Source organism: Amycolatopsis sp. NPDC114484, assembly GCF_055633755.1.
Genome location: NZ_JBVKDQ010000004.1, coordinates 378,995 through 405,400, shown reverse-complemented (window position 1 = coordinate 405,400; position 26,406 = coordinate 378,995). Strand labels below are relative to the sequence as shown.

Here is a 26,406-nt window from a genome sequence, read left to right as displayed (position 1 = left end):
ACCGGTGCAGCCACTCACGAAACTCCTCACAACGCCTTGGCCGCGCGATCCGCCACGAGGTTCAGGAACCGGCTCGGGTCCTTCAGTTCCCCGCCCTCGGCGAGCAAAGCCATGCCGTGCAGCAGCTCCGCCGTCTCGGCCAGCGAGGTGTCCTCCGGATGCTCGGCGAACGCCTCGCGCAGACCGGTCACCAGCGCGTGCTCCGGGTTCAGCTCCAGAACCCGCTTCACCGGCGGCAGTTCCTGCCCCATCGCGCGGTACATCTTCTCCAGCGTCGGCGTCAGATCGCCCGCGTCGCCGACGATGCAGGACGGCGACGTCGTCAGCCGCGACGACAGCCGGACCTCCTTGACGGTGTCGGTCAGCGTCGCCGACATCCACTTCAGCAGGTCCTCGTACTCGGCCTTCTTCTCGTCGCTCGTCTCGTCGCCGAGGTCGACCTCGCCCTTCGCGACCGACTGGAACGACTTGCCGTCGAACCCGCTCGCCGAATCGACCCACATCTCGTCGACCGGGTCGGTGAGGATCAGCACCTCGTACCCCTTGGCGCGGAACGCCTCCAGGTGCGGCGAGTTCTCGATCGTGGCGCGCGAATCGCCGGTCAGGTAGTAGATGTGCTCCTGGCCGTCCTTCATCCGCGACACGTAGTCGCGCAGCGAGGTCGGCTTCTCCGCGTGGTGCGTCGAGGCGAACGACGAGATCTCCAGGATCTGCTCCCGGTTCTCCGGGTCGTCGATCAGGCCCTCCTTGACCGCGCGGCCGAACTCGGACCAGAACGTCGCGTACTTCTCGGCCTCCTCGGTCATCATCGTCTTGACCGTGGAGAGGATCTTCTTCTCCAGCCGCCGCCGGATCGCGCGGATCTGCCGGTCCTGCTGCAGGATCTCGCGCGAGACGTTCAGCGACAGATCCGCCGCGTCGACGACCCCCTTCACGAAGCGCAGGTAGTTCGGCATCAGCGCTTCGCAGTCGTCCATGATGAACACGCGCTTGACGTACAGCTGCACGCCGCGCTTCGCGTCCCGCATGAACAGGTCCACCGGCGCGCGCGAGGGCAGGAACAGCAGCGCCTGGTACTCGAAGGTGCCCTCGGCCTGCATCCGGACCGTCTCGAGCGGATCGGTCCAGTCGTGGCTGATGTGCTTGTAGAACTCGTGGTACTCCTCGTCGGAGACCTCGTCCTTCGAACGCGCCCAGAGCGCCTTCATGGAGTTGACGGTCTCCAGACCCGCGGCGCCGTCTTCTTCGTCACCCGCGGTGCTTTCCTTGGCCATCTGCACCGGCCAGGTGATGAAGTCGGAGTAGCGCTTGACGATCTCGCGCACCTTCCACGGCGACGTGTAGTCGTAGAGGTGGTCCTCGTCGTCGGCGGGCTTGAGGTGCAGCGTCACCGAGGTGCCCTGCGGGGCGTCGGCGAGGGACTCGATCGTGTAGGTGCCCTCGCCGGTGGACTCCCAGCGGACGCCCTCGTCGGAGCCCGCGCGCCGGGTCACCAGCGTGACCTTGTCGGCGACCATGAAGCTGGAGTAGAAGCCGACGCCGAACTGCCCGATCAGGTCCTGGCCGGCGGACTCCTTCGACTCCTTCAGCTTGCGCAGGAAGTCGGCGGTGCCGGATTTCGCGATGGTGCCGATCAGGTTGACGACGTCGTCCCGGCTCATCCCGATGCCGTTGTCGCGCACGGTGAGGGTGCGCGCTTCGGCGTCGAGGAGGATCTCGATGTGCAGATTGTCGGTCTCGGCCTGCAGATCCTTGTCGCGGTACGTCTCCAGCCGCAGCTTGTCCAGCGCGTCGGAGGCGTTGGAGACCAGCTCGCGCAGGAAGATGTCCTTGTTCGAATAGATCGAGTGGATCATCAGCTGCAGCAGCTGGCGCGCCTCGGACTGGAACTCCAGCGTTTCGACCGTTCCGGTTTCCTCAGCCATGGCTTTCGTGTTTCCTTTCCCGCCCTCGAAAAGACCGCCGTGAAGTCTACCCACGAGGACCGACAGAACGTGCGGAGACCGCGAAGTCCGATTGCCGCCAGCGACGCGGTCGGCGCCCGGCCAGGCTGGCGGCCGTGACTGATCCCGCTGCCGTGCTCAACGGCATGTATCGAGCCGAAGCCGAGTATTTCGCCGCCGGTGGCCCCGGCTCGGCCTCGTTCGCCCCGCTGGCCCCGTATTTCGCCGAGGATGTCGTACTTCACCAGGCCGACGGCCTGCCGTTCGGCGGTGCCTGGCGGGGCCACGCCGGACTGGAGAAGTTCTTCCTCGAGATGAGCCGGATCTGGGAGTTGTTCGAGATCGGCGAGCAGGAGTTTCTCGCCGTCGGCGCGACGTCGGTGGTGCTCACCCAGGTCCGCGCGCGGGCCCGGGCGACCGGACGGGAGCTGGAGTTCCCGATCCTGCAGGCGATCCGGATCGAGGACGGGCGGATCGCCGAGGTGCGGCCGTTCTACTGGGACACCGCGGCGATCGCGAGCGCCTGCGCTGAGTAGCACAGGCACTCGCGATCGTTCAGGCTTGCCGCCGCGCGTACGCGTCCAGCCGTGCCGGTTCGAACGGCAATTCCGACTCCGCCAGCGCTCCGCAGTTGTACCCGCCGAGCAGATACCGGGCCAGCGCCTCCGCCGTAGCGGGTTCGTCCAGCACTCCCCCGGCCGTCTTCGACGCGTAGTCCTGCAACCGCTTGGCCGCCGCCGGGGCGCCCTCGCGGTAGAAGGCGTACGTCGCCGCATACCGAGTCGGCAGCTGGTGCGGGTGCAGGTCCCAACCCTGGTAGAAGCCGTTCTCCAGCGACCGCCGCACCAGCCGCAGGTGCTCAGCCCAGGCACCCGGCAGGTCGTCGCCCACCGGGAGCCGGTTGGTCGAACCGTCGGACAGCCGCACGCCTGTCCCCGCAGCCGCGACCTGCATCAACTGCTTCGCGAAGTCGGCCGCGGGGTGCGCCATGCTTTGGTACGCCGCGCTGATGCCGAGACCTGCGCTGTAGTCGTAGGTCCCGTAATGCAGCCCGGAGCACCGGCCGTCCGCGGCCTGGATGATCTGCGCGACCGAGACCGTGCCGTCGGTCGAGAGGATCGACTGCGCGGTCTCGATCTGTACCTCGAACCGCAGCGCGCGGTCCGCCAGTCCGTACGCGGTTTCCAGTCGCCCCAACACTTCCGCGGCGACTTCGACCTGCTCGACCGCGGTGACCTTAGGCAGCGTCACCACGAATCCGTCCGGCAGCGATCCTTCGGACAGCAAGCCCGAGAGGAACAAATCGAGCGTCCGGATGCCCCGTCGCCGCGTCACGGCTTCGAAGCTCTTGAACCGGATTCCGACGAACGGAGTACCGCCGGTGGTGGCGAGCGTTCGCCCGGCGGCCTCCGCGGCCGCGTCCTCCGCTTCGTCGCCGGGATGACCGTAGCCGTCCTCGAAGTCGATGCGGAGGTCCTCGATCGGCTCGGTGAGGAGCTTCTCGCGGACCCGCTCGGCCACCGCCGGGTCGAGGTTCAGCAGGTCGCCGTGCTCGACGAAGACCCGCATCGCCTGCTTGCCCCAATCGGCCACCAGGCGCGTGCGGTACTGCGACGCCGGCACGTACACCGTGTGCACCGGACGACGGCCCGGAGACTCGCCGGGATACCGCGCCGCCACGCGCGCGTCGGCCTCGGCCAACCGCGCGTCGGCGTTGCGGTAGACGTCCTCGGCGAGCCGTCCGTCGCCCATTACTGGATGTGCTCGTACGCCGGCAGGGTCAGGAAGTCCGGGAACTCGTCAGCCAGCGCGACCTGCTCGAACAGCTCGACCGCGGGCTTCAGCAGGTCGTCGGAGACCTCAGCCGCCAGCTCGCCGCGGACGTCGGCCACGACGCCGCGCACCAGCTCCGCGGTGACCGTCTCGCCGTTGTCCAGCTTCGTGCCGTTCTTGACCCACTGCCACACCTGCGACCGCGAAATCTCGGCCGTGGCGGCGTCTTCCATCAAGTTGTGGATCGCCGCCGCGCCGTTGCCGCCCAGCCACGAGGCCAGGTAGCGGATGCCGACGTCGACCGCCGCGCGCAGGCCGGCCGCGGTGGCGCTGCCCGGCGTCGAAGCGACGTCCAGCAGCTGGTCGGCGGTCACGCTCACCTCGTCACGAGTGCGGCCCAGCTGGTTGGGCTGGTCGCCGAGGACCTTGTCGAACTCTTCCTTGCAGAGTGCGACCATGCCCGGGTGCGCGACCCACGAACCGTCGAAGCCGTCCCCGGCCTCCCGCGACTTGTCGGCGTGCACCTTGTCGAAGGCGCCCTGGTTGACTTCCGGGTCCTTGCTGGGGATGAACGCGGCCATGCCGCCGATCGCGAACGCGCCGCGCTTGTGGCAGGTGCGCACGAGCAGTTCGGTGTAGGCGCGCATGAACGGCGCGGTCATGGTGACCGAGTTGCGGTCCGGCAGCACGAACTTCTCGCCCGCGTCGCGGAAGTACTTGATGACGCTGAACAGGTAGTCCCAGCGACCGGCGTTGAGGCCCGAGGCGTGCTCGCGCAGTTCGTAGAGGATCTCTTCCATCTCGAACGCGGCCGGGATGGTCTCGATCAGCACGGTCGCGCGGACGGTGCCGTGCGGGATGCCGAGCGCCTTCTCCGCGTGCGTGAACACGTCGTTCCACAGCCGCGCTTCGAGGTGGCTTTCCATCTTCGGCAGGTAGAAGTACGGGCCCTTGCCGCGGTTGAGCAGCTCTTGCGCGTTGTGGAAGAAGTACAGGCCGAAGTCGACCAGCGCGCCGACGCCCTTGCGTCCGCCGAAGGTCAGGTTCCGCTCGTCGAGGTGCCAGCCGCGCGGGCGGACCACGATCGTCGCGTGCTCGACGTCCGGCTTCAGCTCGTAGTGCTTGCCGTTCTGGTCGAGCGTGATCGTGCCGCGGATCGCGTCGGACAGGTTGACCTGGCCGCCCACGACGTTCGCCCAGTGCGGCGTGTTGGCGTCCTCGAAGTCGGCGAGCCACACCTTGGCGCCGGAGTTGAGGGCGTTGATGGTCATCTTGCGATCGGTCGGACCGGTGATCTCCACGCGGCGGTCGCGCAGCGCGGCCGGAGCGCCGGCCACCTGCCAGTCGCCCTCGCGGATCTCCTTGGTCTCGGCCAGGAAATCGAGGCGGCCGGTGGTACGGGCCTCCTCGCGCCGCTTGCCCCGCGCGACGAGCAGTTCGTCGCGCCGCGCGGCGTACTCGTCGTGCAAGCCCGCTACGAAAGCGAGGGCTTCCGGCGTCAGAATCTCGTCCCCACGCTCGACGGACCCGCCGAGTACCTGGACCTCAGACATGCGCAACACCCCGAGTAGTGCTTTGGATAACGTCCCTACGGTTTTTACCTGACGGACTATAGTTTCTGCATAGCGGAACATCAATCGGGTCTGTGAGGAGGACCACTGGTGGCGGCTGAGAAGAGCGGACGAGACGGCGGCGTCCAGTCCCTGCAGCGCGCGTTCGAGCTGCTGGAGCACCTGGCGGACACTGGCGGCGAGGCCAGCCTGTCGGAGCTGGCGACCCTGTCCGGGCTGCCGATGCCGACGATCCACCGGCTGATCCGCACGCTGGTGTCGCTGGGCTACGTCCGGCAGAACACCAACCGGCACTACGCGCTCGGCGCCCGGCTGATCCGGCTCGGCGAGAACGCGAGCATGCAGTTCGGCGCGTGGGCACGGCCGCTGCTGGTGGAGCTGGTCGAGGAGGTCGGCGAGACGGCGAACCTGGCGGTCCTGGAACGCGACGAGGTGGTGTATGTCGCACAGGTGCCCTCGAAGCATTCGATGCGCATGTTCACCGAGGTCGGCCGGCGCTTGCTGCCGCACGGCACCGGCGTGGGCAAGGCGATGCTGGCGGAACTGCCCGCCGACGAGGTCGCGTCGCTGCTGGAGCGCACCGGCATGCCCGCCTACACCGAGCACACCTTCACCGACGCGGACGCGCTGGCGGTCGAGCTGAAGAAGATCGCCGGGCAGGGTTACGCGCTGGACGAGGCCGAACAGGAGCTCGGAGTGCGCTGCATCGCCGTCGCGATCCCCGGCGCGCCGGTGCCCGCGGCGGTCTCGGTGTCGGGCCCGTCGGGACGGCTGACGGCGGACGCGGTGAGCCACATCGCGCCGGTGGTGCAGAAGATCGCCGACCGGCTTTCGCAGCAGCTGCCGGTTACTTGAGTTCGCCCTTGAGTTCGCCCTTGAGGAGGTCCATCAGCAGCCCGTCGTGCCAGGTCCCGTCGGACCCCTGCTCGTAGTCGCGGAGGATCCCGACGCGGCGGAAGCCGAGCTTCTCGTACACGTGGATCGCGCGGACGTTGGCCGCCGCCGGGTCGATGGTGAGCCGGTGGTGGCCTTGGTCGAACAGCCGCTGGGCGAGGATCCGGATCGCCTCCGCGCCGAGCCCGAGCCCGTAGTGGTCCGGGTGCACGGCAAGGTCGATTCCCGCGTGCCGGTAACGGTGATCGAGCTCTTCCCAGCTCTGGATGATGCCGACGGTCTGGCCCTCGTACTCGATGGCGTACGCGTGCTGGTCGCCCTCTTTCGAGAGCAGGCCGTCGGTTTCCTCGTCGGCTTCGCCCCACCACTGCGCCACTTCCGGCGCGGAGAGGATCTCGCGAACCCTGCTTCGATCGGCCTCGGTCAGCAGACGGAGCGTGACGCGGCTCAATTCATCGGTTTCTGATCGACCTGGACGTTGTACTTCACATCGGTGCCGTTCACCGCGCCGATTTTGGCCGTGAGACCGACTTTCTGTCCACCGGCGGTGAGAACGCAGCGCATCGACTCCCCTTCGACGGCCTTGATCGGCCCCGGGCAGGTGACGGTGTCCGGACGCTTGCCGATGGACTGCTGAAGCGCGTCGGAGATGCCCTTTTCGAAGTTCTCCTTGGAGACCTGCTTGTCGACGCTCACGCTCGCCGAGCAACCGGCGAGGACGAGCGCACAGGCGGCGAGGAAGATCGGGCGGTACATGGGTTTTTCTCCTAGTGCCAGACGGATGCGGGGACGCGGTCGAGAAGATCGCACCGGAGATCGAGGGCGGGCAGGATCCCGGTGATCGCCGCGGCACGGGCGAAATCGGCGTTCCCGCTGCCGACCTCGTAGCGGAGGTCGAAATCAGGGTCGCCGGTCCGCACGTCGCGCTGCCCGAGGTGCGCGTTGCCCCGGCAACGTCCCGCCGATGACGATCACCAAGACCAGCGCGACGCTCATTCCACCCCTCACAGCCGTGCCTGCCTCTACCGTGGCAGGCCGCTCCGCGAGAGATGTCCGCTTTACCCCTTATTCACCCGGCCAGGGGAATCAGCCCAGCAAAGCGTCCACGAACGCACCCGGCTCGAACGGCGCCAGGTCATCCGGCCCCTCGCCCAATCCGACCAGCTTCACCGGCACCCCCAGCTCCCTCTGGACCTGGAACACGATCCCGCCCTTCGCGGTGCCGTCGAGCTTGGTCAGGACGATCCCCGTCACGTCGATGACCTCGCCGAACACCCGCGCCTGCGCGAGTCCGTTCTGCCCGGTCGTGGCGTCCAGCACGAGCAGCACCTCGTCCACCCGCGCCTGCTTTTCCACGACTCGCTTCACCTTGCCGAGTTCGTCCATCAGGCCGGTCTTCGTGTGCAGCCGGCCCGCGGTGTCGATCAGGACCGTGTCCACGCCCTCGCTGATGCCCTGTTTGACCGCGTCGAACGCGACCGCCGCCGGGTCCGCGCCTTCCTTGCCTCGCACGACCGACGCGCCTACTCGCTCGCCCCACGTCTGCAGCTGGTCCGCGGCCGCGGCGCGGAAGGTGTCGGCCGCGCCGAGGACGACGGTTCCGCCCTGTGCCACCAGGACTCGCGCCAGTTTTCCGGTCGTCGTGGTCTTGCCGGTGCCGTTCACGCCCGCCACGAGCACGACCGCGGGCTGCTTCTTGCCGTCCACCTCGTGCGGCAGCGCGCGGACCGCGCGCTCGGCGTCCGTCGACAGCGCCGCGGTCAGCACCTCGTGCAGCAGTTCGCGCGCTTCGTCCGACGTGCGCACTGCGCGCCGGTTCAGTTCGTCGCGCAGGCGGTCCACGATCTGGGTCGTCGTGGCGGCGCCGAGGTCCGCCAGCAGCAGCGTGTCCTCCACGTCCTGCCAGGAGTCCTCGTCCAGGTCACCGCCGCCGAGAAGGCCCAGCAGGCTCTGCCCGAACACCGAGCGGGACTTCGACAGCCGGCCGCGCAGGCGCTCGAGACGGCCAGCCGGGGACTCGATCTCCTCGATCGGCTCGACCGTTCCCGGCACGGCCGCCTCGGGGGCCTCTTCCTCGACCGGCTCGGGGAGCTTGACGTCGCGCACCGTGCGCTGGTCGGAGTCGCGCGGGACGGCGGCGTCGTCGCCGACCGCGGGCTGGCCGTCGACCTCCGGGCGGTCCTCGACGGGATGCTCGACCACCGGATCCGGGGAAGGAGCGGGCTCGGGCGCGGCCTCCGCGGTCTTCCCGCCGGGAGCCAGCGAGATCCCGCCGCTCGCGGCGTACCCGCCGCCCTTCGGCTTCTCCTCGACCGCGCGCCGCTCGGCCATGCTGATCCGCCGCTTGCGCGCGATGAGCAGCCCGGACACCAGAACGGCGACCAGGACGACGACGGCGACGACAACGATCCAGAACCAGGTGCTCGACACGCCACCATCCTGTCATCCGCGTGCACAAGCCACCGGACACCCCACCGCGAGGCCAACGAGTAACGCGAACGGTTCCGATTCGGCCAAGACTCCACGAAGCGTCTTGCGCCACCCCTTCCGCGTTGACTAGACCACATCGGATGACCACCCCCGCCGGCCACTGTTTCCGCGTCCTCGGGCTGCTGTCGGGCACTTCCGTGGACGGCATCGACGTCGCGGTCGCCGAAATCCGCGAGGACGACGGGACAGTCGTCCTCACCCCGCTCGGCGAGCTCGACGTGCCCTATCCCGACGGCCTCCGCGCGGATCTCCTCGACGCCCTCCCGCCGCGGCCGAGCAGCGCGCGGCAGCTGACCGTCCTCGACACCCGGGTCGGCCAGGCGTTCGCCGACGCGGCCGCGCGCGGGATCGCCGCGTACGGACCGGTGGACGTGATCGCCTCGCTCGGCCAGACCGTCTACCACTGGGTAGAAAACGGTGTCGCGCTCGGCACGCTCCAGCTCGGGCAGCCGGCGTGGATCGCCGAGCGCACCGGAGTGCCGGTGATCGCCGACCTCCGCATCCGCGACATCACCGCGGGCGGCCAAGGCGCGCCGCTGGCGAGCACGCTCGACGCGATGTGGTTGCGCGGTCTCGCCGAGGAGACCGGACGTCCGGTGGCCGCGCTCAATCTCGGCGGCATCGCGAACATCACCGTGGTCACGCAGTCCGGCGAGGTGCTCGCCTACGACACCGGCCCGGCCAACGCGTTGCTCGATCTCGCCGCCGCCCACGTCAGCGACGGCAAGCTGTCCGCCGACGTCGACGGGCGGCTCGCGCTCGCCGGTTCAGTCCGGGAAGACCTGCTCGACCGGTTGCTCGCCGACCCCTATTTCGCCGCCGCTCCCCCGAAATCCACTGGCAAAGAGCACTTCCACGGCGGATACCTTGACGCAGCCCTGTCCGGACTGCCGCCGTTGTCCCCGGAGGATCTGCTGGCCACGCTCACCGAACTGACCGCCGCGACGGTCGCCGCGGAATGCCGGCGGCACGACGTGGCGACCGTTGTCGCGTCCGGCGGCGGCGTCGCGAATCCCGCGACGATGGCCGCGCTCGCCCGGCTTCTGCCCGACGGCGCGCTCCGCACCAGCGACGACCTCGGCCTCCCCGGTTCCGGCAAAGAGGCCTATCTGACCGCGCTGCTCGGCTGGCTGAGCTGGTGCGGCGTCCCGGCGACGCTGCCGTCGGCCACCGGCGCGAGCGGTCCCCGCCTGCTCGGCGCGCTGACGCCGGGTGCGGCTCCCCTGAATCTCCCCGCCCCGCTGGGGGGCGCCGCGACCCGGCTCCGGGTCGCGGAATCCGGGCAATCACGGTAGGAGAACCCCATGAATCCAGTCGATCTGGTGATCGTCATCGTGTACCTCGCGGCGATGCCGGTCATCGGTGTGCTGGTCGGACGCAGACAGAAGTCCGCGAACGACTACTTCGTCGGCGAGCGCAGCATGCCGTGGTGGGCGGTCACGCTCTCGGTGGTGGCCACCGAGACGTCCACGCTCACCGTGATCTCCACGCCCGGGCTCGTGTTCGGCAGCGCCTTCCTGTTCCTGGAAGTGGCTTTCGGCTACATCATCGGCCGCGTGATCGCCGCGTTCGTGCTGCTGCCGCGCTACTTCCGCGGAAACTACGTGAGCGCGTACGAATTCCTCGGCCGCCGCTTCGGGCGGGGGCTGCAGGGCACCGCGTCGGTCACCTTCGTCGTGACCCGGCTGCTCGCCGAGGGACTGCGGCTGTTCGCCGGGGCGATCCCGATCAAGGCGATCCTCAGCCACTACGGCATCCACACCGAGTACTGGCACATCGTCGTGCTGCTGACCGCGCTCACCGTGATCTACGCGTTCGTCGGCGGCATCAAGTCGGTGATCTGGGTCGACGTCATCCAGTGGTCGCTCTACATCCTCGGCGCGATCGGCGCGGTGATCTTCCTGTCCACGAAGCTGCCGACCGGCTGGACGCAGATCGCTTCGAGCCAAGGCCGGTTCCAGCTCACCGACTTCACGGCCAACCTGCTCACCAACCCCTACGCGTTCCTCTGCGCGGTAGTCGGCGGCGCGTTCCTGTCGATGGCTTCGCACGGCGCGGACCAGCTGATCGTCGGCCGCCTCCTGTCGTGCCGGAACCTGCGCGACGGTCAGCGCGCGCTGATCGGCTCGTCCATCGTGGTGTTCATCCAGTTCGCGCTGTTCCTGCTCGTCGGCGCGATGCTGTGGGTCTACACCGGCGGCAAGACCGGTGCGACGGCCACCGCGGTCGCGGCCGGGAAGATGTCCGGCGACGACGTGTTCTCCAACTTCATCGTCAACGACCTGCCGGTCGGCCTGGCCGGGCTGCTGATCGCCGGCATCCTCGCCTCGACCATGGGCGCGCTCGCGTCCGCGCTCAACGCGCTGTCCACCTCGACGATCGCCGACCTCTACCAGCGGTTCACGCACAAGTCGATCGAGGACGCCAAGCTGCTCCGGCACGGTCGCATGTGGACACTCATCTGGGCGGCGGTGTTCGCGGTGTTCGCCTCGATGTTCACGAACTCGAAGGACCCGGTGATCCAGCAGGGCCTCGGGATCGTCGGCTACACCTACGGGGCGCTGCTCGGCTCGTTCTTCCTCGGGCTGCTGGTGCGCAAGGCCCGCCAGTCCGACGCGGTGATCGCGTTCGCCTGCTCGGTCGTCGGGATGGCGTTCCTGATCCTGTTCGTGAAATTCGACAAGGCGACCACCGAGGTGCACCTCAAGTTCGGCGCGGCGACGAAGACGCTCGTGCCGCTGGCGACGTATTGGTACACCTTCGCCGGGGTGCTGATCACGCTGATCGTGGGCGGCCTGCTGTCGCTGCGGCGGCGCGGAGCGGACCCGAACATCGAGAAGATCGAAGAACCCGCGGAAACCCCTGCGTGACAACGGGTCATCTCTCGCCGGGTTCCCGCGGGAACCCGGCGAGAGCGCGTTCTACGGCTGTGTGTAGAAGGCCATCCCGTCCTTGTCGCAACCGATCTGGCCGCTGCCCTGCGCGCCGGTGTCGGCCAGGCACCGCCAGCCGCTCACGGTCAGCGCGTGCGCGGTGCCCTCGGCTTTCTTGGGCGCTTCCTGGAAATACTCGGTGATCACGTCGATCGCCTCGGTGCAACCAGGACGACCGGCCTTGGTCTCGGTGGCGATCAGGCCGACCTTGCCGTTGGGCGCGTCGATCGGACCGCAGTTGACCGACGGGCCAACCGTCTCACCGGTGTCCGAGTTGCTGTCCTGGGACTTGCTGGGACGGTGCGTTTTGCTCGCGGGCGCGGCCTTGGTGCTGGACGCCGCGCTCTCCGGCACCGAAGTGGCCGTCGACGCTGCCGAGACCGACGACGGAGCCGCCGTGTCGCTGCTGCCGCCACAAGCCGCGGCCAGCCCGCCGAACGCGAGAATCGACGCCGTGACAACGGCTTTGGACAGCTTCGTGCGCATGAAGAATTCCTCCCCGGGACGCGGCCGCCGATCGGCCAAGATCACCCTAAGCGGCCAGCGCCGGGTCGGCAGTGTGACAACGAACGGCCCGGCTCCCCCGCGTTCGGGGAAACCGGGCCGCCGCCGGAAACGCTTAGTGGATCCAGACCTGGCGAACGTGCACGAAGTTCAGGTCGCCGCCCTGCCAGTGGCCGAGGTCGGTCCGGCCGCCGTCCCAGAACAGGGTCACCGAGTTGTTGCCGGAGTCGACCCGGGTGACGCCGCCCAGGTCCACGTACGTCGCGCCGCCGTTGGCGAAGCAGGCGACATCGCTGCCGTCCCAAGGGTTTCCGCCCGCGAGGCGCAGCTGGACGAAGTCGGTGCGGCCGTTGCAGGCGACCCGGTCGATGGCGAACGCCTGGCCGGCCGGAACGGTGACGGCCAGCGCGAGCGCCGCCGCGCCGCCGATCGCGAGTCTCTTGACGAGTGAAGGCATGATCGCTGTGGAACCTTTCTCCCAGTGCTGCCTTGAAGGTGCGCCCGGCCGCTGCGGGAAAACCGCGCCGCCGGACGAGATCGACCGTGCCAGCAGCGGACCTCGCGCGGACAGCCGTTTTGGGCGGTCTTACCCGTTCGTACCCGGGGCCCGAGAGAAAAGGAGCAACGCTCAGACGGCCTTGCCGTGGAACGAAAGACCCTTGCTGCCGCAGAAAATCTGCTTGCTGCCGCCGTTTCCGCCGTCGTAACCGCAGTTCCAGCCGTCGACGTCGAGGAAACGCCCGGATCCCTGCGCCTTGGCCGGCGCCTGGGCGAGATAGTCCGACATGACGTTGATCGCCTCGGTGCAGCCGACTGTCCCGGCGGGCATCGCCTCGGTCACCACGTCGACCTTGCCGCCGGGGCCGTCGATCGGGCCGCAGTCGGCTCCGTTGCCGAGTTCTCCCTTGCCCGGCAGGCGGTCGCCGGGCGTCTCCTTGGCAGGAGCCGGGCGCGGCTTGGGCTTGCTCGCGTGCGTCGGGGCCTGCGCCTGGGTGGACGGGGCGGGCGTGGCGGACGAACTCGGCGCGGGCGCCGAGGAAGCGGTCGGCGCGGCCGGGAAAGCACTCTGCACCGCTGCGGCCTGTCCGGCTTGCGAACCGCCGCCGCACGCGGCGACTGCCAGCGCAACGCCGAGCATCGAACCGGAAATCAGGGTACGGGCCACCATGGTGCGCATTGTCGAATCCCCTCCAGGATGTGTTGCTTGCGAACACTCCTGAAGACGTGCGGACCCGGCGGCAGTTGGCCGATCGGACGGCTGTCCGGCAAGGCTTGCCCGTTCGGGCAGGTTCGGCCGGACGGCGCAACCCCGCTCAGGAAGCCCGGACCGGTTCCTCTTCCGCCGTGCGCAGCCGCTGCGAGATCACCTTGGTGATGCCGTCGCCCTGCATGCTCACGCCGTACAGCGCGTCGGCGATCTCCATGGTCGGCTTCTGGTGCGTGATGATGATCAGCTGCGACGAATCGCGCAGCTGCTCCAGCAGGCCGATCAGCCGGCGCATGTTGGTGTCGTCCAGCGCCGCCTCGACCTCGTCCATCACGTAGAACGGCGAGGGGCGGGCGCGGAAGATCGCGACCAGCATGCCGACCGCCACCAGCGACTTCTCGCCGCCGGACAGCAGCGACAGCCGCTTGACCTTCTTGCCCGGCGGGCGGGCCTCGACGTCCACGCCGGTGGCGAGCAGGTCGTTCGGCTCGGTGAGCACCATCCGGCCCTCGCCGCCGGGGAACAGCACGCCGAACACCGTCTCGAACTCGCGCGCCACGTCGGTGTAGGCCGAGGCGAAGACCTCCAGGATCTTCTCGTCGACCTGCTTGATGACGGCCTCGAGGTCCTTGCGGGTGTCCTTGAGGTCTTCCAGCTGGGTGGACAGGAACTTGTAGCGCTCCTCCAGCGCCGCGAACTCCTCCAGCGCCAGCGGGTTCACCTTGCCCAGCAGGGTCAGGTCCTTCTCCGCGCGCTTGGCGCGGCGGGCCTGGGTGTCGCGGTCGAACGGCATCGGCGGCGGCTGCGTGACGTCCTCGCCGCGTTCCTTGGCCGCCTCGTACTCGGCCATCTCGCCCGCGCTCGGCGGCACCGGCACGTCCGGGCCGTACTCCTCGACCAGGTCCGCCAGCCCGATGCCGAAGTCCTCGGCGATCTTGGCTTCCAGCGTTTCCAGCCGCAGCTTCTGCTCGGCGCGCAGCACCTCGTCGCGGTGCACGGCGTCGGTCAGCTTCTCCAGTTCGCCGGACAGCTCGCGCACCTTCGCGCGCACCGCGGTGAGCGCGGTTTCGCGGGTTTGGCGCTGCGCCTGTGCTTCGTCGCGCTCGGCGGCCGCGCGCTGCACGCTCAGCTCGATCCGTTCCAGCGCGAACTCACCGGCGTTGACGACCGCGTTGGCGATTTCCGCGCCACGCTCTCGCGCTTCCCGGGCCTTGGCGGCGCGTTCGCGGGCTTGCTGCTCGGCATATGCCGCGCGGCGCAACGATTCCGCTCGGCCGGCGATGCTGCGCGCGCGTTCCTCAGCGGTGCGCTGCGCGAGCCGCGCTTCGACTTCTTCCTGCCGTACCACGGCAAGCTGCTCGGCGGCCTCGTCGCGCTCGGCGGTGTCCGGGTCGTCTTCCACCGGCTGCTCGGCGACCGCGGCGAGCCGTTCTTCCAGCTCTGCCAACTGTTCCAGCGCGTGCTCGCGGCTCTGCTCGACCTTCGCGCGCTGCTGGGTCAGCCGTTCGACCTCGGCCTGCGCGGACCGCGCCGCCTGCTGCAACCGGTTGAGCCGCTCGGACGAACGCGCCTTGCGCACCTTGGCTTCGCCGAGCGCGTCCTTCGCCTGACCGACCTCTTCGCGGCGGGACTGCTGCTCGGCACGCGCGCCTTCCAGCTCGGCGGAGTACTGCTCCAGCGCGCGTTCGGCCGTACGCAAGCGTTCCTGCGCCTCGTCGACCGCCGCCTGGACCTCGATCACGCTCTCGCGGGCGGCGGAACCACCGGCGATCCAGTCGGCCCCGAAGACATCGCCTTCAGCGGTGACCGCACGCACCGCCGGGTACTGCGCCACGAGCTGCCGCGCGGCGTCCAGATCCGGCACCAGCGCGAGCCGGTCCAGCGCCTTCTCGACGGCGGGCCGCAGCTGCTCCGGCGCGTGGACGACCTCGCGGGCCCAGCGCGCGCCCTCGGGCAGCATCGGCCAGGAACTGGTGTCCACAGTGGACCCGGCGCTGACCGGCACGATCCCGGCGCGGCCGGAATCGGTGTCCTTCAAGTACTTCAGCGCGGACAGCGCGTTCTCGCCGCCGGACACCGCGACCGCGTCGGCCACCGGTCCGAGCGCGGCGGCCAGCGCGACCTCGTGGCCCGGCTGCACGGTGAGCAACGCGGCGACCGAACCGAGCAGGCCCGGCAATTCCGCGGAAGCGCCGAGCAGCGCGCCCGCGCCGTCCTTGCGCTTGAGCCCCATCGACAGCGCCTCGACGCGCGCCTTCTCCGACGCGATCTCGCGCTCCGAACCGCGTTCGGCCTTCACCAGCTCTTCGACGCGGGCCTTGGCGGCGTTGTTCGCCTCCACCGCGCGGTCGTGCCGCTGCTGCAGGTCGGCGTCGTCGGATTCTTCCGTGCCGCCAACGGCTTTGGCTTCTTCCAGCTCCTCGACCGCGATCTCGGCGCGCTCGGCGGCTTCCTGGAGACCGACCGTCAGCCGGTCGACCTCCTCCGCGGTCGCGCCGTTCTTGCTGCGCAACGCTTCGACCTGACCGGTCAGCTTCGCCATGCCCTCGCGACGGTCGGCGATCGCGCGGACCGCGGCCCAGTGCGCGCGCTCCGCGGCCTGCACCCGCTGTTCGAGATCTTCCCGGCGCAGCACGGTTTCCGCGAGAAGTTCGCGGGCCTCCATGACCGCCTCGGTCAGCTCCTGCTCGCGTTCCGCGGCCTGCTCGGCCTCGGCCAGCAGCTCCTCCGGATCACGGCCGCCAGTCGGCGCGGAGACGTCGGAAGAAAGGTGCCGCTGACGCTCCACCGCCAGCCGCACGGTGCCGCGCAGCCGTTCCGTGAGCGCCGAAAGCTTGTACCAGGTCTCCTGCGCGATCTGCAGCCGCGGCGCGTCCTCGGCGAGCGAGGCCTCCAGCTCGGCCTCTTCGGCGGCCACGAGTTCCAGCGCCTGCTCGACTTCGGCGCGGCGCTGGCGGGCCGTGCGCTCGTCGGCCTCGTCCCGCGCGATGGACTGGCGCTGGGTGACCAGGTCGTCGGCGAACAGCCGGAGCCGGGCGTCGCGCAGGTCCGACTGCACCGACTGGGCCTTGCGCGCGATCTCGGCCTGTTTGCCCAGCGGTTTGAGCTGGCGGCGCAGCTCGGTGGTGAGGTCGGTGAGCCGGTCGAGGTTGCCCTGCATGTTGTTGAGCTTGCGCAGGGTCTGCTCTTTGCGCTTGCGGTGCTTGAGGACGCCGGCGGCCTCCTCGATGAACGCGCGCCGCTCCTCGGGCTTCGATTCCAGGATCGCCGAGAGCTGCCCCTGTCCGACGATGACGTGCATCTCGCGGCCGATGCCGGAGTCCGACAGCAGTTCCTGGACGTCCATCAGCCGGCAGCGGTCGCCGTTGATCTCGTACTCGCTCGCGCCGTCGCGGAACATCCGGCGGGTGATGGAGACCTCGGCGTACTCGATCGGCAGCGCGCCGTCGGCGTTGTCGATGGTGAGCGTGACCTCGGCGCGGCCGAGCGGCGCGCGGCCCGCGGTGCCGGCGAAGATGACGTCTTCCATCTTGCCGCCGCGCAGGTCCTTCGCGCCCTGGGTGCCCATCACCCAGCGCAGCGCGTCGAGGACGTTCGACTTCCCGGAGCCGTTCGGGCCGACCACACAGGTGATGCCGGGTTCGAAGCGCAGCGTGGTCGCCGAGGCGAAGGACTTGAAGCCCTTGAGCGTCAGGCTTTTCAGGTGCACGTGCTGCCGACCCCTCTTGGCCACGGGTACTGGATGGCTACCGGTTCCCCCCGGTTCGCCGACAGGCTACCCGGGGGTTCTCCGGCGCAGTGGGAGGCCAGGCCGCCCGGGCGCGCCTAGCACAGGATCGGCCGCCTCGGCAACCCCAAGCACCCCATCAGCCGCAACCGCCACAGCTGGCTCAGCGTTCGGCGAATCCTTCGAGCCCGCCTTTCGCGGCGGTCCAGCGTTCAACTACCTGATCCACTCGTCCGGGTGAGGTTCCGGAGCGCAGCGCGGCCAGCAATTGCCCACAGTGGTCACGACTACCCTCCGCGACCACCTCAACACGACCGTCCGGGAGATTCCTGGCGAATCCGGTCAGCCCGAGTTCGAGCGCCCGGCTCCGGGTCCACCAGCGGAAACCGACTCCCTGCACCTGCCCGTGCACCCAGGCTGCCAGCCGGACGGGCGATTCCTGCTCGTTCACCGGCCCCATCCTGCCGCACGCCCCCGGCTGCGGACCGTGACGGCCCTGTCCCTCGGTCGCGCGAACGGGTCCTGAGCAGTGATAACCTCCCGCCTGGCATCCGGGGCCGGAGCCCCGCTCCCCCGTGCCGCCCCTCGACTTGAGCGTTGACTCTTCTAAGGAGCCTGCATGTCCCGTCCCGACGGGCCTGAACCAAGCTCAGCGTCGCCCGAGATCGCGGTGAGCGCTGCCCCCACCGCTCCGCCGAAGGGCGCGAGCGGGAGGCTCAGCCGCTCCGGCTACGCGATCCTGGGCGTCAGCGGCCTCGTGGTCGCCACGGCCTTCGCCGCGGTCGCCGAACTGGCCGGCCCCGGCTCGGTCACCGACACCGCGACGAACAGCACCGGCGGCGGCCAGGGCGGGCTGCAGGGCAGCTCGCAGGTCATCGTGCCGGGCAACGCCGTCCCGGGCGGCCCGATGACCGTCCCCGGCTCGCCGACACCCGGCCAGACCGCCCCGCCGACGCCGACCACCGTCGTGGCCGTGGGCCCGGACGGGAAGCCGACGACGAGCGTCATCACGCCCCCGCCGAACCCCGGCCAGCCGGGCGGACAGCCCGGCGGCGGACAGCCGGTGCCGGGCACCACGTCGGACCGCAGCGACCCGCCGACCAGCCACCCCACGACGCCGAACCCGCCGCACAGCACTACGCCGTCGACGACGCCGTCCACGCCGCCGAGCACCCACTCGTCGCCTCCGGACAGCCCGCCGCCCAGCTCCGGCAGCAGCTCGACCGGCGGCCAGCCTTCGTCGTCGTCCTCGCCGAGCGAGTCCACTTCGGACACCAACCCGGCGAGTTCCACCGGTCACTGAGGTTCGCGAAGGCTCGTTCCGCGGTATCTGCGCCACAAAGCCCCCGCTCTCACCAGCGGGGGCTTTGTGCTTTGCCTGTCCAGTCACGAAGAGTGGCGCCGAACAAGTCCGCTTCGACGCCACCCCCGCGACGCCTTGTCCCGGGCCGAAAAGCTTCTTCCGTCAAGCGCGGGGACTGCCAAGCTGTCCGGCGTGGGTTCACACTGGCTCTGGACGTTGGCGCTGCCCTAAGGATCGTTGACCACCGGCGTCGAGCAGATTCTCGCGCTGGTGGACCGGGACGAGATGGTCCGGCTAGTGGACCTATTTCGCCGCCGACCGCTACCGGCGGCTGCCGTCCCTGCCGACCGACCCGGCGGCAGTCGACCCGGTGCGATTCAGCGGTCTCCATCACGGCTACTGGCGCGAAACCGCCCGCTGACCGGCCAGGTTCGGGGCTAGATCTCGAAGCGGTACCCCATCCCAGGTTCAGTGAGCAGATGCCGCGGCCGAGAAGGTTCCGGCTCCAGTTTCCTCCGCAACTGCGCCAGATACACCCGCAGGTAATGGGATTCCGTCTCGTACGACGGTCCCCACACCTCGTGCAGCAGCTGCTTCTGCGCCACCAACCGGCCCCGGTTGCGCACCAGGAGCTCCAGTACTCCCCATTCCGTCTTCGTCAGATGCACCTCGCGGCCCTCGCGCAGCACCTTCTTCGCCGCCAGGTCGATCGTGAACGATCCGGTGTCCACCACGGCTTCCGCGCCGTCCGTCCCACCGGTCGACGACCGCCGCACCGCTGCTCGCAGGCGGGCGAGCAGTTCGTCCATTCCGAACGGTTTCGTCACGTAGTCGTCGGCACCCGCGTCGAGCGCTTGTACCTTGTCCGCCGAATCTCCGCGCGCGGACAGCACGATGATCGGCACTGTGGTCCAGCCGCGCAGGCCCGCGATCACCTCGGTGCCGTCCAGGTCGGGCAGGCCGAGGTCGAGCACCACCACGTCCGGCTTCGTCTCGGCGACCGCTTTCAGCGCGGCGGTGCCGTCGTGCGCGGTGATCACCTTGTACCCGCGCGCGTTGAGGTTGATCCGCAGCGCCCGCACGATCTGCGGTTCATCGTCGACGACCAGCACCGTCGCCGTTTGGTCGGCAGTCATCGCGCCACGCCCTCCTCAGCCGGTTCAGCTTCCACGAGTTCCCGGCCGGTACAGGCCGGCAGCGAGATCACCACCGTCAACCCTCCGCCCGGAGTGTCCTCGGCGCGAACCGTACCGCCCATCGCCTCGGTGAACCCCTTCGCGACCGACAGCCCCAGGCCGACGCCCGGCGTCGAGTCCCGGTCCCCGCCCAGCCGCTGGAACGGCGCGAAAGCGGACTCCGCGGCACCCTTCCGCAGGCCTTTGCCGTGGTCGACGATCCGCAGTTCCACGAACTCCGAATGGGCGCTCGCCCGTGCCGAAACGTCACCGCCGCCGTGCCGCAGCGCGTTGTCGAGCACGTTCGCGATCACTCGTTCCAGCAAGCCGGGATCTGCCTGCACAGAAGGCAATCGCGCGTCCACGGACACCTGAACGCCGTTCGAGTTGTCTACATTGGACAAGGCGTGGGCGACCACCTCGTCGTAGCCGACCGGCCGCAGGTGCGGGGTGACCGCGCCGGTCGCGAGCCGCGAGGAGTCGAGGAGGTTGTCGATCAGCCCGGCGAGCCGGTCCGCCGAAAGCTCCACGGCTTCCATCAGTTCCTCAGTGTCCTCATCGGACAGAGAAAGATCCGGCGCGCGCAGGCTGCCGATCGCCGCTTTGATGGACGTGAGCGGCGTCCGCAGGTCATGCCCGACCGCGGACAGCAGCGTCGTGCGCAGTTCGGTCGCCTCGGCCTTGCGCTCGGCGGCCGCCGCAGCCGCGGCCATCCGCTGTTGCCGCAAGGCGAGCAAAGCTTGTCCCGCAACGGCTTCCAGCACGCGACGGTCTGCTGCGGGCAACGCGCGACCGCGCAGCGTCAGGTGCACGTCGGCGGTCACCGCGATGTCCACATCGGCCTCGTCCGGATCAGCACACGGCTCGCCCCCGGACAAAGCGACCTTGTCCCACTTGCCGTTTCGCTTCTCCAGCAGCGTCACGGAAGTGAGGCCGAAGTTCTCCCGCACCTTCTCCAGCAACCGCTCGATCGGGTTCGGATTGGTCAGCACGGTCCGCGCATACGAAGCCAGCAGCGAGGCCTCCGTCCGCGCCCGAGCCGCCGCCACTCCCCGCCGGGCAGCGGAAGCGACGACCAACGCCACCATCACCGCCACGACGATCATCGCGATCAGCGTCACGACGTTCTGCGGGCTGTGCACATCCAGCGTGTACAGCGGCGGCGTGAAGAAGAAATTCAACAGCCCAGCACCGAAAATCGACGCCAGCAAAGCCGGACCGAGCCCGCCGACCAACGCCACGATGACCGTCGACAGCACGAACAGGATCACGTCGGTGGAGAACTCGACCGCGTCACGCAGCAGCACGCCGAGACCGGTCGCGACCACCGGCAGCAGGATGCTCAGCACCCAGCCCATCACGAGCCGCGACGGCGCCAGCGGGCTCGCGCCCAGCCGCGCCCGCAGCCGTCCGCCGGCGTAGGAGTGCGTGACCATGTGCACGTCGATCGGCCCGGACTGCTGGATCACCGTCGCGCCGATGCCCTCGTCGAAAAGCCGCGCGACCCGGGACCGCCGCGACGTGCCGATCACCAGCTGGGTCGCGTTGACCCCGCGCGCGAAGTCGAGCAACGCGGTCGGCACGTCGTCGCCGACCACGGCGTGGAAAGTCGCGCCGACCTCCTCGGCCAGCGTGCGGCAGCGGGCCATCGCGGTCGGCCCGAGCCCGGCGAGACCGTCGCCGCGCAGGATGTGCACGACCTGCAGTTCCGCGCCCGCCCGGGTGGCGATCCGGCTGGCGCGCCGGATCAGCGTCTCGCTTTCCGGCCCGCCGGTGATCGACACGACCACCCGTTCGCGGGTTTCCCACGTATCGGTGATCTTCTGCTCGGCGCGATACCGCTGCAGCGCGACGTCGACCTGGTCGGCCACCCACAACAGCGCCAGCTCGCGCAGCGCGGTGAGGTTGCCGGGCCGGAAGTAGTTGCCCAGCGCGGCGTCGATGCGCTCGGCCGGGTAGACGTTGCCGTGCGCGAGCCGCCGCCGCAGCGCCTCCGGCGTGATGTCCACGAGCTCCAGCTGTTCCGCGCGGCGCACGACCTCGTCCGGCACGGTTTCCTGCTGGGTGACGCCGGTGATGCGTTCGACGACGTCGTTGAGGCTCTGCAGGTGCTGCACGTTGACCGTGGACAGCACGTCGATGCCCGCTTCGAGCAGCTCGTCGATGTCCTGCCAGCGTTTCTCGTGCCGTCCGCCGGGCACGTTCGTATGCGCCAGCTCGTCCACGACGACGACCTCGGGCGCGCGGGCGAGCACCGCGTCGAGGTCCATTTCGGCGAACTCGTGCCCTCGATGGCTGACCGTGCGCCGCGGCACGACCTCGAGCCCGTCGAGCAGGTCGGCGGTTCTCTTGCGGCCGTGCGTCTCGACCAGGCCGACGACCACGTCAGTGCCGCGATCGAGGCGGCGGCGCGCTTCGCCGAGCATGGCGAACGTCTTGCCGACGCCCGGAGCCGCACCGAGGTAGATCCGCAGTTCGCCTCGGCGCGGCTTCGGGGGTGTGTCAGAGGTGCTCACAGTGTTCAGTGTGCGCCAGGAGCGGCCGAATGCACGGCAAGGTTGAGCCGGAGCACATTCACGCCCGGGACGCCGATCCCGTTGCCGGTGGTGTTGTCCGCGACCAGCTGCCGCACCTTCTCCTCGCTCAGCCCGGTGTTGCGGGCCACGCGGAGCACCTGCAGATCGGCGTAGGCGACGCTGATCGCCGGGTCGAGGCCCGAACCCGAGGCGGTCACCGCGTCCGCGGGCACCTCCGCCGGGGTGACGCCCTCGCGCTTGGCGATCAGCGCCCGCCGCTGCGCGATGGCCTTGGTCAGATCCTCGTTGTACGGCCCCTTGTTGGACGGCCCGGACGTCGACGGGTCGCCCGGCCCGAGCACGTCCTTCGAACCGGCGGAGGGCCGGTTGTGGAACCACGGGTCGTGCGCGGCGTCGGCGGGCACCGGGTCGATGCCGATCAGCGACGAACCGACCGCCTGGCCGTTCTGCGTCACCACCGAGCCCTCGGCGTTCCCCTGGAGGCCGGGGACGCGGGACACCGCCCACACCCCGAGCGGGTAGACGATGCCGAGCAGCACGGTCATCGCGATGAGCAGGCGCAGGCCCGCCCAGGTCTGCTTGAGCAAGACGTTCATGTCAGCCAATCCCTGGAATGTGACGCACGATCAGGTCGATCACCCAGATCCCGAGGAACGGGCTCACGATCCCGCCGAGTCCGTAGACGAGCAGGTTGCGGCGCAGCAGCGCGGACGCCGACGACGGCCGGTACCGCACGCCGCGCAGGGCGAGCGGGATCAGCGCGACGATGATCAGCGCGTTGAAGATCACCGCGGACAGGATCGCCGACTTCGGCGTCGCCAGGTGCATGATGTTGAGCGCGCCGAGCTGGGCGAAGATGCTGGTGAACATCGCGGGCAGGATGGCGAAGTACTTCGCCAGGTCGTTCGCCACGCTGAACGTGGTGAGCGCGCCGCGGGTGATCAGCAGCTGCTTGCCGATGCCGACGATCTCGATCAGCTTCGTCGGGTTCGAGTCGAGGTCGACCATGTTGCCTGCCTCTTTGGCCGCCATGGTCCCGGTGTTCATCGCCACGCCGACGTCGGACTGCGCGAGCGCGGGCGCGTCGTTCGTGCCGTCGCCGGTCATCGCGACGAGCCGCCCGCCCTCCTGCTCCTTCTTGATGAGCGCCATCTTGTCCTCGGGCTTGGCCTCGGCGAGATAGTCGTCGACGCCCGCGTCCTGCGCGATGGCCTTCGCGGTGAGCGGGTTGTCGCCGGTGATCATCACCGTCTTGATGCCCATCGAGCGCAGTTCCTCGAAGCGCTCCTTCATGCCCGGCTTGACCACGTCGGACAGCCGGATCACGCCGCGCACGAACGCCGTGCCGCCCGCCGCTTCCGCGACCACCAGCGGGGTCCCGCCCTGCTGGCTGATCTCGTCCACGACGCGTTCGGTCTCGTCCGGCACGTCGCCGCCGCGCTCGCGGACCCACTGGCGCACCGCCGAAGTCGCGCCCTTGCGGACTTCGCGGCCGTCGAGGTCGACGCCGCTCATCCGGGTCTGCGCGGTGAAGGGCACGAACTCGGCGAGCTTCTCGCTGTCGTCGGCCGCGCCGGGCAGGCCGTGCTGTTCGGCGATCAGCTCGACGATGCTGCGGCCTTCCGGCGTGCCGTCGGCGAGGCTGGACAGCCGGGCCGCGCGCACCAGATCGTCCATAGTGGACTTGCCGACCGGGATCAGTTCGGTCGCGCGCCGGTTGCCGAAGGTGATCGTTCCCGTCTTGTCCAGCAGCAGCGTCGACACGTCTCCGGCGGCCTCGACCGCGCGACCGGAGGTGGCGAGGACGTTGCGCTGCACCAGCCGGTCCATCCCGGCGATGCCGATCGCGCTCAGCAGCGCGCCGATCGTGGTCGGGATCAGGCAGACCAGCAACGCGGTCAGCACGATCACCGACTGCTCGCTGCCGGAGTAAGCGGCCATCGGCTGCAGCGCCACGACTGCGAGCAGGAAGATGATGGTCAGCGTGGACAGCAGGATGGTCAGCGCGATCTCGTTCGGCGTCTTCTGCCGGGAAGCGCCTTCCACCAACGCGATCATCCGGTCCACAAAGGACTCGCCGGGTTTGGTGCTGATCCGCACCACGATCCGGTCGCTCAGCACCGTGGTGCCGCCGGTGACCGCCGACCGGTCGCCGCCGGACTCGCGGATCACCGGGGCGGATTCACCGGTGATGGCCGATTCGTCCACCGTGGCGATGCCTTCGACGACGTCGCCGTCTCCCGGGATCACCTGGCCCGCCTCGACCACCACCCGGTCGCCGACGCGCAGGTCCACGCCAGGCACCTGCTCCTCGGAGCCGTCCTCGGTGAGCCGCCGCGCGACGGTCTCCTTTTTGGTGCGCCGCAACGATTCCGCCTGCGCTTTGCCACGCCCTTCGGCGACGGCCTCGGCCAGGTTCGCGAACACGACGGTGAACCACAGCCACACCGCGATGAGGATGGAGAACACGCTCGGGTCGGTGACCGCGAAGACGGTGGTGAGGACCGAACCGGCCCACACCACGAACATCACCGGGTTTTTGAGCTGGTGCTTCGGGTTCAGCTTGCGCAGCGCGTCCGGCATGGACGACCACAGCTGCTTCGGGCTGAAGACGCCCGCTCCGACGCGTCCAGCGTTTTCTACGTGGTGCTGCGTCTCCTCTTCCGGAGTCCGCTCTTGGGTGATGGTCATGCCAATGCCTCTGCAATCGGCCCCAGCGCGAGCGCCGGGATGAACGTGAGAGCCGCGACGAGGACGACGGTGCCGGTCAGCAGCGTCCCGAACAGCGGCCCAGTAGTGGGCAGCGTGCCCGCGGTTTCGGGGACCTTCTTCTGCGAGGCGAGCGAACCCGCCAGGCAGAGCACCGCGACGATCGGCACGAACCGGCCGATCAGCATGGCCACCGAGAACGACGTCTGGAACCAGTCGCTGGTCGCGGTGAGGCCGCCGAACGCGCTGCCGTTGTTGTTGCCGGTGGACGCGTAGCCGTAAAGGACTTCCGACAGTCCGTGCGGGCCCGAGTTGCCGAGCGCGTCCCGGGTTCCGGGCAGCATCAAGGCGATGCCGGAGCCGAGCAGCACCACGGTGGGCATCGCCAGCATCGCGATCGCCGCACAGGTGACCTCGCGCTTGCCGAGTTTCTTGCCCAGGTACTCCGGAGTGCGCCCGACCATCAGGCCTGCCAGGAACATCGCGATGACCGCCATCACGAGGATGCCGTACAGCCCGGTGCCGACACCGCCCGGCGAAACCTCGCCGAAGAGCATGTTCAGCAGGGAACCCCCGCCGCCGAGCCCGGACAGGCTGTCGTGCGCGCCGTTGACCGCGCCGGTCGAGGTGCCAGTGGTGGTGTCGGCGAACAACGACGTGCCGCCGATCCCGAACCGCTGTTCCTTGCCTTCGAGGTTCGCCCCCGCGGCCAGTGCCGACGGGCTGTTCGTGCGCGCCTCGGACGTCCAGATCACCGCGAGCATCGCGCCCCAGAGGGCCGTCATCACCGACAGCAGGACGTAGCCCTGCTTGCGGTTGCCCACCAGTTGCCCGAAGGCGCGGGTGAGGCTGACCGGGATCACGAGGATCAGGAACATCTCGATGACGTTGGTCCAGACGTTCGGGTTCTCGAACGGATGCGCGGAGTTGGCGTTGAAGACGCCGCCGCCGTTCGTGCCGAGTTCCTTGATCACTTCCTGGCTCGCCGCCGGGGCCAGCGCGATCGTGCTGTTGCTGCCGTCCGGGTTCGTCACCGCGACGCCGGACCGCAGGCTCTGCACCACGCCGAGCGCCACGAGGACGATCGCGAAAACGAACGCCATCGGCAGCAGCACGCGGATCGTGCCGCGCGTGAGGTCGACCCAGAAGTTGCCGAGCCGGTCGGTGCGCGAGCGGATGAACCCGCGCGTCACCGCGATCGCCACGGCCAGCCCGACGCTCGCGGACAGGAAGTTCTGCACGGTGAGCCCGGTCATCTGGACGAAGTGGCCCATCGTCGACTCGGGTGTGTAGGACTGCCAGTTCGTGTTGGTCACGAAGGAAACCGCGGTGTTGAACGCGACGGCGGGCGACACCGGGCCGCGGCCGAAGTTCCACGGCAGGATCGACTGCAGGCGCTGCAACAGGTACAGCAGGATCACCGAGACGAACGAGAAACCGAGCACGCCCGAGGCGTAGGTCTTCCAATGCTGTTCGGTGTTCGGATCGACCCGGACGATCTTGTACAGGGCCTTCTCGACCCGCAGGTGCTTCTCGGTGGAGAACACGCGGGCGAGGTAGTCGCCGAGGGGTTTGTAGACCACCGCGAGGGCGACCAGGAGCACGCCGGCTTGCAGGAAGCCGGCCGCGACGTCACTCAT

General features: G+C 69.3%; 22 protein-coding genes. 4 read left to right on the top strand and 18 right to left on the bottom strand.

What is annotated here, in order from left to right:
* Positions 1–26: 26 nt before the first annotated feature.
* On the bottom strand, positions 27–1,925 hold the full coding sequence (gene htpG, locus ACZ7SW_RS14265) for a molecular chaperone HtpG (protein ID WP_470230819.1): 1,899 nt from the start codon (positions 1,923–1,925) through the stop codon (positions 27–29).
* 134 nt (positions 1,926–2,059) lie between these two features.
* On the opposite strand from htpG, the gene ACZ7SW_RS14260 reads away from it, so the two are divergent.
* On the top strand, positions 2,060–2,479 hold the full coding sequence (locus tag ACZ7SW_RS14260; protein WP_470230818.1) for a nuclear transport factor 2 family protein: 420 nt from the start codon (positions 2,060–2,062) through the stop codon (positions 2,477–2,479).
* 19 nt (positions 2,480–2,498) lie between these two features.
* On the opposite strand, the gene ACZ7SW_RS14255 is transcribed toward ACZ7SW_RS14260, so the two are convergent.
* Both ACZ7SW_RS14255 and aceB read right to left on the bottom strand, forming a co-directional pair.
* Positions 2,499–3,695 (bottom strand): DUF6986 family protein, encoded by a 1,197-nt coding sequence (locus ACZ7SW_RS14255; protein ID WP_470230817.1) that lies wholly within the window; start codon positions 3,693–3,695, stop codon positions 2,499–2,501.
* Positions 3,695–5,269 carry a malate synthase A gene (gene aceB / locus ACZ7SW_RS14250; RefSeq protein ID WP_470230816.1) on the bottom strand — a complete coding sequence of 525 codons (1,575 nt, stop codon included), beginning with the start codon at positions 5,267–5,269 and terminating at the stop codon, positions 3,695–3,697. Before aceB ends, ACZ7SW_RS14255 begins: the two co-directional genes overlap by 1 nt.
* 108 nt (positions 5,270–5,377) lie before the next feature.
* Between aceB and ACZ7SW_RS14245 the strand changes: the two genes are divergently transcribed.
* Positions 5,378–6,142, top strand: a complete 765-nt coding sequence (locus ACZ7SW_RS14245; RefSeq protein ID WP_377870299.1) for an IclR family transcriptional regulator — start codon at positions 5,378–5,380, stop codon at positions 6,140–6,142.
* Here the strand turns inward: ACZ7SW_RS14245 and ACZ7SW_RS14240 are convergent.
* From ACZ7SW_RS14240 to ftsY, 4 genes are all read right to left on the bottom strand, one after another.
* Positions 6,135–6,632: a GNAT family N-acetyltransferase gene (locus ACZ7SW_RS14240; protein WP_470230815.1), complete on the bottom strand. Its 498-nt coding sequence runs from the start codon at positions 6,630–6,632 to the stop codon at positions 6,135–6,137. The two genes, ACZ7SW_RS14245 and ACZ7SW_RS14240, sit on opposite strands and share 8 nt — an antisense overlap.
* Entirely contained in the window at positions 6,629–6,937 is a 309-nt protein-coding gene (locus tag ACZ7SW_RS14235) for a DUF4333 domain-containing protein (protein WP_470230814.1), read from the bottom strand. Before ACZ7SW_RS14235 ends, ACZ7SW_RS14240 begins: the two co-directional genes overlap by 4 nt.
* Before the next feature lie 11 nt (positions 6,938–6,948).
* The gene (locus tag ACZ7SW_RS14230) at positions 6,949–7,101 is read right to left on the bottom strand and encodes a hypothetical protein (RefSeq protein ID WP_470230813.1); all 153 of its coding nucleotides are present in this window, start codon (positions 7,099–7,101) and stop codon (positions 6,949–6,951) included.
* A 166-nt stretch (positions 7,102–7,267) separates the two neighbouring features.
* A complete protein-coding gene (ftsY, locus tag ACZ7SW_RS14225) occupies positions 7,268–8,611 on the bottom strand; it encodes a signal recognition particle-docking protein FtsY (protein ID WP_470230812.1) in 1,344 nt (447 codons plus the stop codon).
* 140 nt (positions 8,612–8,751) lie between these two features.
* Here ftsY and ACZ7SW_RS14220 point away from each other — a divergent pair, with 140 nt between their 5' ends.
* On the top strand, positions 8,752–9,966 hold the full coding sequence (locus ACZ7SW_RS14220; RefSeq protein ID WP_470230811.1) for an anhydro-N-acetylmuramic acid kinase: 1,215 nt from the start codon (positions 8,752–8,754) through the stop codon (positions 9,964–9,966).
* A 9-nt stretch (positions 9,967–9,975) separates the two neighbouring features.
* Complete coding sequence (locus ACZ7SW_RS14215) at positions 9,976–11,541, top strand: sodium:solute symporter (protein WP_470230810.1); 1,566 nt, start codon at positions 9,976–9,978, stop codon at positions 11,539–11,541.
* 51 nt (positions 11,542–11,592) lie between these two features.
* On the opposite strand, the gene ACZ7SW_RS14210 is transcribed toward ACZ7SW_RS14215, so the two are convergent.
* The 11 genes from ACZ7SW_RS14210 to kdpA form a co-directional block, all read right to left on the bottom strand.
* Positions 11,593–12,090: a hypothetical protein gene (locus ACZ7SW_RS14210; RefSeq protein ID WP_470230809.1), complete on the bottom strand. Its 498-nt coding sequence runs from the start codon at positions 12,088–12,090 to the stop codon at positions 11,593–11,595.
* A gap of 133 nt (positions 12,091–12,223) precedes the next feature.
* The gene (locus ACZ7SW_RS14205; RefSeq protein WP_470230808.1) at positions 12,224–12,565 is read right to left on the bottom strand and encodes a beta/gamma crystallin domain-containing protein; all 342 of its coding nucleotides are present in this window, start codon (positions 12,563–12,565) and stop codon (positions 12,224–12,226) included.
* Between the two features lie 171 nt (positions 12,566–12,736).
* On the bottom strand, positions 12,737–13,285 hold the full coding sequence (locus ACZ7SW_RS14200; protein ID WP_470230807.1) for a hypothetical protein: 549 nt from the start codon (positions 13,283–13,285) through the stop codon (positions 12,737–12,739).
* Positions 13,286–13,421: 136 nt separating this feature from the next.
* Complete coding sequence (gene smc, locus ACZ7SW_RS14195) at positions 13,422–17,024, bottom strand: chromosome segregation protein SMC (protein ID WP_470230957.1); 3,603 nt, start codon at positions 17,022–17,024, stop codon at positions 13,422–13,424.
* 181 nt (positions 17,025–17,205) lie between these two features.
* Complete coding sequence (locus tag ACZ7SW_RS14190) at positions 17,206–17,502, bottom strand: acylphosphatase (protein WP_470230806.1); 297 nt, start codon at positions 17,500–17,502, stop codon at positions 17,206–17,208.
* Between the two features lie 269 nt (positions 17,503–17,771).
* Positions 17,772–18,335, bottom strand: a complete 564-nt coding sequence (locus ACZ7SW_RS14185; RefSeq protein ID WP_470230805.1) for a hypothetical protein — start codon at positions 18,333–18,335, stop codon at positions 17,772–17,774.
* Between the two features lie 447 nt (positions 18,336–18,782).
* Positions 18,783–19,481, bottom strand: a complete 699-nt coding sequence (locus tag ACZ7SW_RS14180; RefSeq protein WP_470230804.1) for a response regulator — start codon at positions 19,479–19,481, stop codon at positions 18,783–18,785.
* On the bottom strand, positions 19,478–22,036 hold the full coding sequence (locus ACZ7SW_RS14175) for a DUF4118 domain-containing protein (protein ID WP_470230803.1): 2,559 nt from the start codon (positions 22,034–22,036) through the stop codon (positions 19,478–19,480). Before ACZ7SW_RS14175 ends, ACZ7SW_RS14180 begins: the two co-directional genes overlap by 4 nt.
* A gap of 5 nt (positions 22,037–22,041) precedes the next feature.
* Entirely contained in the window at positions 22,042–22,653 is a 612-nt protein-coding gene (locus ACZ7SW_RS14170; RefSeq protein ID WP_470230802.1) for a potassium-transporting ATPase subunit C, read from the bottom strand.
* Position 22,654: 1 nt separating this feature from the next.
* Entirely contained in the window at positions 22,655–24,748 is a 2,094-nt protein-coding gene (gene kdpB / locus ACZ7SW_RS14165; protein WP_470230801.1) for a potassium-transporting ATPase subunit KdpB, read from the bottom strand.
* The gene (gene kdpA / locus ACZ7SW_RS14160) at positions 24,745–26,406 is read right to left on the bottom strand and encodes a potassium-transporting ATPase subunit KdpA (RefSeq protein WP_470230800.1); all 1,662 of its coding nucleotides are present in this window, start codon (positions 26,404–26,406) and stop codon (positions 24,745–24,747) included. Before kdpA ends, kdpB begins: the two co-directional genes overlap by 4 nt.

Coding starts and splice junctions, on each gene's coding strand:
- htpG (WP_470230819.1), bottom strand. CDS start 1,925: ATGGCTGAGGAAACCGGAACGGTCGAAACGCTGGAGTTCCAGTCCGAG.
- ACZ7SW_RS14255 (WP_470230817.1), bottom strand. CDS start 3,695: ATGGGCGACGGACGGCTCGCCGAGGACGTCTACCGCAACGCCGACGCG.
- aceB (WP_470230816.1), bottom strand. CDS start 5,269: ATGTCTGAGGTCCAGGTACTCGGCGGGTCCGTCGAGCGTGGGGACGAG.
- ACZ7SW_RS14235 (WP_470230814.1), bottom strand. CDS start 6,937: ATGTACCGCCCGATCTTCCTCGCCGCCTGTGCGCTCGTCCTCGCCGGT.
- ACZ7SW_RS14220 (WP_470230811.1), top strand. CDS start 8,752: ATGACCACCCCCGCCGGCCACTGTTTCCGCGTCCTCGGGCTGCTGTCG.
- ACZ7SW_RS14215 (WP_470230810.1), top strand. CDS start 9,976: ATGAATCCAGTCGATCTGGTGATCGTCATCGTGTACCTCGCGGCGATG.
- ACZ7SW_RS14210 (WP_470230809.1), bottom strand. CDS start 12,090: ATGCGCACGAAGCTGTCCAAAGCCGTTGTCACGGCGTCGATTCTCGCG.
- ACZ7SW_RS14205 (WP_470230808.1), bottom strand. CDS start 12,565: ATGCCTTCACTCGTCAAGAGACTCGCGATCGGCGGCGCGGCGGCGCTC.
- ACZ7SW_RS14200 (WP_470230807.1), bottom strand. CDS start 13,285: ATGCGCACCATGGTGGCCCGTACCCTGATTTCCGGTTCGATGCTCGGC.
- ACZ7SW_RS14190 (WP_470230806.1), bottom strand. CDS start 17,502: ATGGGGCCGGTGAACGAGCAGGAATCGCCCGTCCGGCTGGCAGCCTGG.
- ACZ7SW_RS14180 (WP_470230804.1), bottom strand. CDS start 19,481: ATGACTGCCGACCAAACGGCGACGGTGCTGGTCGTCGACGATGAACCG.
- ACZ7SW_RS14170 (WP_470230802.1), bottom strand. CDS start 22,653: ATGAACGTCTTGCTCAAGCAGACCTGGGCGGGCCTGCGCCTGCTCATC.
- kdpB (WP_470230801.1), bottom strand. CDS start 24,748: ATGACCATCACCCAAGAGCGGACTCCGGAAGAGGAGACGCAGCACCAC.
- kdpA (WP_470230800.1), bottom strand. CDS start 26,406: ATGAGTGACGTCGCGGCCGGCTTCCTGCAAGCCGGCGTGCTCCTGGTC.